The sequence below is a fragment of the Bacillus sp. AFS001701 genome (genome assembly GCF_002559405.1).
Classification (GTDB): domain Bacteria; phylum Bacillota; class Bacilli; order Bacillales; family Bacillaceae_G; genus Gottfriedia.
In genome coordinates, this window is the sequence record NZ_NTZO01000477.1 from 1 (window position 1) to 5,781 (window position 5,781).

Genomic DNA, 5,781 nt, shown 5'->3' on the forward strand with positions numbered 1-5,781 from the left:
GCATTCTTATTACAATTTATTTATTTTCTATTTTATGTTTTCATTCTTTATTATTATAACGCAAAAAAAGACCTTCTGCATTCAGAAGGTCTTTAGACCCTACAAAACTCTTTTCATAATAGAGCTTATAACTCTATATCAATAATCTCCTTACCAACCAAGCGTGCGCCTTGTTTGGCTACGACAATTCCACTTGTAGAAGTGAATACGTTGTTTGCTACAATTTTATCCATTACTTGATTGATTAATGTTGGATTAACTGGAATTGTTGGATTGTCTACTGTTAGCGTAACAATTTTTTCGTTTTCATTTAAAAATTTAAGCTCTAATGTTTGAATCATATCGCTTTCCTCCTTTTTTATAGACTGTTTAAAAGTAGTCCATTGCTTAATACTTCTAGCTCTACTAATGGTAGATCTTGCAATGATGCTAAGGCATTTCCGATTTCACTTAGCTTCACTAAATCAACATCAACTCGGACATTTTTATATGCCTTCCTCTTGATAATGATTTTTCCTTGTGCATCTTTTCCTGCATGTAAATTTACATACAATGTTAGTTGTTGAGTAGCAATTTGTGCCATTTTCAACTCCCCCTTTCGATGTATATGTACTTAATAAAGGGGGGATTTTCGTTAATGGTTAATTATTTTTTTGATGTTCAAGATCCAATTTTCACGTCTACAATATCACTTAATAACAGCTCCATATATCCAGCCTGTTCTTCATAAATAGATAGCCTATTTTGGTATAAATTAATTTTCCCTATTTTTCCTTTTACATTATGGTGATAGTGGTCTTTATAATAAGTAATTTGTACACTTTCATCTTCGTGAATTGCCTGTTGAAGATGACGGTTCATTTCCTCTAATAGTTGTTCATCTACATCTTTTTGTTGTTCATAATTTTGTGATACTTTCCAATCACGAAGCATTTTTACATGTTCTGGTAGCATCATTGACGTCCATTTAATCGTGCCACGGTCACGAATCATCGGCATTCTTCTCCTTTTCTTCTCTTTTTACCTTAGGTAGAACTAGTAGCTTTCACATGCAGGGGGAAAAGGACAAAAGGAAATTTTTTAACCTTTATGTCCACCTACCAGCTTGCTTCGGGCAAGTGCTGTTCCTCCTTCCGCATAAGAAACAGCCCAAAGGAGCGAAGATGATCCGTATTTTTTTCGGACTGCGTCCATCACATATCCTAAATTGCGCTTTTGAGGTTTTTTCTGATCAAACAAATTTAACTGCATGATTTCATCACTTACAATATTCGAAAGAGAAATGAGAATTTGCCGAACTGTCTTCCCTTCATAATATCGATCAAATAGTTTTGTACAAATCTCATACAAATCTGAAGTAATATTTGTAGGTTCATCCATTGTAAACGCATGGGAAAATCCTCCACCGAATTCTTCCCGACTATATCCAATTCCTAATGTAATCGTACGTCCTGCCTTCCTAGCATTACGAGTTCGGCGTGCAACCTCTTCACACATTTCACGAATAACAAATTTAATTTCTTCAACTTTCGTATAATCTCTCATTAATATTTGGCTTTTACCAAAGCTAATTTGTCCGTTCATTATTGGCGCACCTAGCTCAGACAGATCTACTCCCCACGCATGATGATATAGTTGATTTCCCATCACTCCGAATTTCTTCTCCAGCAAATGAAGAGGATATTTCGCTAACTGTCCTACGGTAAAAATACCCATTGTATTTAAAGTTCGTTCGGTTCTTTTACCGATTCCCCACATTTCACTAAGAGGACTCACCTGCCATAGTTTTTTTTCTACATCGTCATAAGTCCACTCAGCTATCCCATCTTTTTTTCCTTCTAAATCTAAGCAGAGCTTCGACAAAAGCATGTTCGGTCCAATCCCAATCGAACAAGGTAATTGAAATCTTGCCATAATCTCATTACGAATTTTTTCGGCAATCTCCCATGCATCCCCCCATAATCTCTTCACTCCATCGACCTTTAAAAAACATTCATCTACACTGTATACATGTAAATCCTCTAGAGGTGCAAATTCATTTAATAACTTTACTATGTTCGTTGAGATTTCTAGATATTTTGACATTGAAGGATTTACAATTTTGATTCGCGGATCTTTTGGTATTTCAAAAACCCTTGATCCTGTTTTAATCCCAAATTCCTTTTTTAATCGCGGGGAAGCTGCAAGTACGATACTTCCTTCCCTCTCCACATCTCCAACAACTGCTAAATAACATTCTAATGGATCTAATTCGAGCATGACCGCAGAACAACTTGCATAAAAGCTCTTCATATCGATGCATAATATCCGATGATGTGGTAACTCTTCATAACAAATGCTCATACATATCACTCCGATTTCCCAAAAAATAGCAGAACTAATGTTCTTATTTTTATTATAAACATATATTAAACGAATATACGTTCGATTTCAATAAAATTTTTTCGCTAGGAACAATACAAAATTTTAGCTATACTAAAATTAGCTTAAGGGAGGAAAGACTAGAAGTGGATGGACAGTTTGTAAAGCAGATGATTAAACGAGCATTAATGCAATATAGAGGAGAACACGAACAGTGGATTACAGCTGATATGCTAGATAAACTGTACGAACAAATCATTACCGAACAATTAAATGATGATCGTGAATTACACGAATTAGTACAAGATATTGTTTACGAATACGTAACGAATTATGCCTAAGCAATCGAAAAAACCCGAGAAAGAACGTCCAGTTCTCTCTCGGGTTTTATGAATAGACAAATGATATTTCACTCGTAATTCCATCTTCTTCATCAAAACCAATATTGATTTCCATTGCATAGGATGAAAAACGATGAATCTCTTCCAAGTAAAAACCAATTGCGTCAGATATTTGTTGCTCATAATACAATACGTTCCGATAATTGGCCGAGACTTGGCAGCTTACCCCGTCATCCTCATCAAATTGAAACTCAATTTGCACACTTTCAGGGCGAATTCCTTCTAAATCTGCCACATATACACAAATTGCATTGGCAACATCTTGTTCATCAAAATAGATTTTCACAAGTCACCTCAAAAGGGGAAAGTTAATATCGGTTTCTACGAAAGATTTTCTTAATAAACCAAATAATCACTATTATTACTAAAAAATCCAATAGTAATCCAAAAAATGAAAAACCAAACTGCTGACCACCATAGTAGCCACCAAATGGGTTTAGCATTGAACCAAAAAGAGAGCCTAACCCAAATGCACCTGCATACCCTAAAAAATTCCTTCCAGGACTTCTATACGATCGATAGCTCGACCTAGGTGCTGTTGGTCGATAACTTCTATTAGAACGATACGATCTCCTAATTGCAAGATGCGTTGATGGTTGTTTGCTAGAAACAAAAGAATTAGTATTCACTTTAATACGTTGATGGTTATACATATTACTACTTGCATCAACCGGAATTGACAAAGCAAGCATAAAAAACAAAATCCACATGGATATTAGAGAATTTATTTTTTTCAATATTGACCCTTCTTTCATCATCACATCTTTCTTAGTATGGATCTTTTTTAATAAAAAAATGTGATAATTAAAGAGGTCTATAACCACTTAATACTTTGCTTTGTAAACAACTGATCCGCTAATAGGTGAGAAAAATAACCGACTGTACCAGCTAACCATAATCCATTTATCATTAGGTCTTTTTGCAGCAAGTAACAAATTCCACTCCAAACAGCTAAAAAGTAAAGAGAATGAGTTGGTCCACGATGTTTTAATCTCGAAGAAACAGCAATAAATAATCCAAGCGCAAAGAGTGACCAATAGCCATAAAAGAAAAACCAACCAATAATTGCGATTAATATGCCTGTTAACATTAATATTGTTTTTAAATTCCGTAACCAGCTAACACAAATAATAAATAATAAGAGAATACCTACTGCATAAATCCATGATCCAGAATAAATTAACTTCCCTGTCTTCACAACAATAAATAATGTAACTGCAAAAAATAATAAGCTGAAAAGAACTTTTAGCGGCATTGAAACTTTTTTTGTTAATGAACCATTATGATGATCTAAATCAGGAGCTAAACTACTGATTGCACCAACTATAAGTGGGACGGTCATAGAATCATTTTTTGTTGCATACATTGTGACACCAGTTGCAAATAATCCTACAATTACATGACTTTTTCCATCCAAAATAAATACCTACCTTATCTTACATACTCATACTTTTATTATAGTCGGATAAGGTTAGTTTTCATATGAATAAATTAACAAATGATGGTTATTTAAGAATAATTAATGTCTTTATATTCATTGACGATTGTTCTTTTTTCTGACAAAATATAGGAAGCTTAGGTATTATAGAAAACTAGTCGATTGGCGAGCCTTTTAGGAGAAGACTAAAGACGTAGTTGCACTTACACTTTATTCCTAGAATTGGCAAACTACATCGAGTAATGTACATAACCGACATCGCTAGCCAATTTATACTTTTTAAAGTGTAATAAAATACTTTCACAGTTTGCTTTGGGGGAAATTATGCAAGAAAAAGAAATGAGTGTCATTGACCATTTAGATGAGCTTCGAAATCGAATAATAAAAGTTATTGTTGCATTCGTTATTTTTTTAGGGATTGGATTATATTATACGAAAGCTATATTCAATTTCCTTGTTCAAGATTTGCATGGAAAGCTTCTAGCGCTTGGTCCAAGTGATGTCCTTTGGATTTATCTAATGATTGGTGGAGTGTTCGCGATCGCGTGTAGTATCCCTGTCATAGCTTACCAAATATGGGCGTTTGTAAAGCCGGCCTTGCATGTAAAAGAACGAAAAAGCACAATGCTTTACATACCAGCTTTATTCTTATTGTTCGTTTGTGGATTAGCATTTGGCTATTACTTCATCTTTCCAAACGTTTTAAAATTTTTACAGGACATCGGAGAAGACTTAGTAACAGTTACATTCACAGCTGAACGCTATTTTAGCTTCTTATTTAACTTAGTTGTTCCTTTTGCGTTTTTCTTTGATTTACCAGTCATTATACTATTTTTAACAAGTATCGGAATCGTATCACCAGCATTTTTAAGAAAATCTCGACGATTTGCATATTTTATCCTTATTATTATCGGAACAGCAATTTCACCGCCTGATTTTGTATCTGATATGATGACAAGCTTACCATTGTTAGTTATATACGAATTAAGTATTCTTGTTTCATCAATTGCATATAGAAGACGTATTAAACGCCTACAACATGAATCGGAATAAAAAAAAATGGACAGCAATTAGTATGCTTGTCCATTTTTTTTTTGACTATTCCTTATAATAAAATATGTGATGTATACAAAGTAACAACTAAACCTGAAAAACTATAAATTAACGATGCTTTAATAGCAATTTTTCTTTGAAAATCTTTATGTAAGTCATTAAATTCTAATCCAGCAGCACGCAACCATTGATATCGCTGCAGAGGAGTATAACTTACTTTTTTAGCTGTTTTCCAATAAAGGAAGACCGTCGTAACGAATCCTACCATAATAGCAATATTACTAGCCGATGAATCCGAGAGAACACTAACAAGGAACGTCAAAATTACTTGTACAATTAAAATAGCAAAAACGTAAATGAACTTTTTCATGTTAATCCTCCTTATTTAAGCTTATTTAAATTATAACAAAGATGTATTTTTCAGAATAGTAAAAATTTTGTAGAAACCATGGGTAATTAGAACTAAATAGACAACAAAGTGATAAGAGAAAGAGTCTGTTTATAAGACAAAGATTTAAAAGATATGAA

10 protein-coding genes are annotated in these 5,781 nt (G+C 33.6%); 2 read left to right on the plus strand and 8 right to left on the minus strand.

Going from position 1 to position 5,781, the window contains the following annotated elements; all coding sequences use genetic code 11:
• Positions 1 to 125: 125 nt before the first annotated feature.
• The 4 genes from CN514_RS21335 to CN514_RS21350 form a co-directional block, all read right to left on the minus strand.
• Positions 126 to 341: a DUF2922 domain-containing protein gene (locus CN514_RS21335; RefSeq protein ID WP_098234304.1), complete on the minus strand. Its 216-nt coding sequence runs from the start codon at positions 339 to 341 to the stop codon at positions 126 to 128.
• Positions 342 to 358: 17 nt separating this feature from the next.
• Entirely contained in the window at positions 359 to 583 is a 225-nt protein-coding gene (locus CN514_RS21340; RefSeq protein ID WP_098234305.1) for a DUF1659 domain-containing protein, read from the minus strand.
• A gap of 77 nt (positions 584 to 660) precedes the next feature.
• The gene (locus CN514_RS21345; protein ID WP_098234306.1) at positions 661 to 993 is read right to left on the minus strand and encodes a YolD-like family protein; all 333 of its coding nucleotides are present in this window, start codon (positions 991 to 993) and stop codon (positions 661 to 663) included.
• An 87-nt stretch (positions 994 to 1,080) separates the two neighbouring features.
• On the minus strand, positions 1,081 to 2,343 hold the full coding sequence (locus CN514_RS21350) for a Y-family DNA polymerase (protein WP_098234307.1): 1,263 nt from the start codon (positions 2,341 to 2,343) through the stop codon (positions 1,081 to 1,083).
• Positions 2,344 to 2,507: 164 nt separating this feature from the next.
• On the opposite strand from CN514_RS21350, the gene CN514_RS21355 reads away from it, so the two are divergent.
• Positions 2,508 to 2,702, plus strand: a complete 195-nt coding sequence (locus tag CN514_RS21355; RefSeq protein WP_098234308.1) for a YqzH family protein — start codon at positions 2,508 to 2,510, stop codon at positions 2,700 to 2,702.
• 46 nt (positions 2,703 to 2,748) lie between these two features.
• On the opposite strand, the gene CN514_RS21360 is transcribed toward CN514_RS21355, so the two are convergent.
• From CN514_RS21360 to CN514_RS21370, 3 genes are all read right to left on the minus strand, one after another.
• The gene (locus CN514_RS21360; RefSeq protein ID WP_098234309.1) at positions 2,749 to 3,048 is read right to left on the minus strand and encodes a DUF2653 family protein; all 300 of its coding nucleotides are present in this window, start codon (positions 3,046 to 3,048) and stop codon (positions 2,749 to 2,751) included.
• 22 nt (positions 3,049 to 3,070) lie between these two features.
• Positions 3,071 to 3,499 carry a hypothetical protein gene (locus CN514_RS21365; RefSeq protein WP_098234310.1) on the minus strand — a complete coding sequence of 143 codons (429 nt, stop codon included), beginning with the start codon at positions 3,497 to 3,499 and terminating at the stop codon, positions 3,071 to 3,073.
• Positions 3,500 to 3,576: 77 nt separating this feature from the next.
• Complete coding sequence (locus CN514_RS21370) at positions 3,577 to 4,179, minus strand: metal-dependent hydrolase (protein ID WP_176526019.1); 603 nt, start codon at positions 4,177 to 4,179, stop codon at positions 3,577 to 3,579.
• Positions 4,180 to 4,524: 345 nt separating this feature from the next.
• On the opposite strand from CN514_RS21370, the gene tatC reads away from it, so the two are divergent.
• A complete protein-coding gene (gene tatC / locus CN514_RS21375) occupies positions 4,525 to 5,253 on the plus strand; it encodes a twin-arginine translocase subunit TatC (RefSeq protein WP_069033400.1) in 729 nt (242 codons plus the stop codon).
• Between the two features lie 52 nt (positions 5,254 to 5,305).
• On the opposite strand, the gene CN514_RS21380 is transcribed toward tatC, so the two are convergent.
• Positions 5,306 to 5,623: a hypothetical protein gene (locus CN514_RS21380; RefSeq protein ID WP_056475504.1), complete on the minus strand. Its 318-nt coding sequence runs from the start codon at positions 5,621 to 5,623 to the stop codon at positions 5,306 to 5,308.
• Positions 5,624 to 5,781 lie beyond the last annotated feature (158 nt).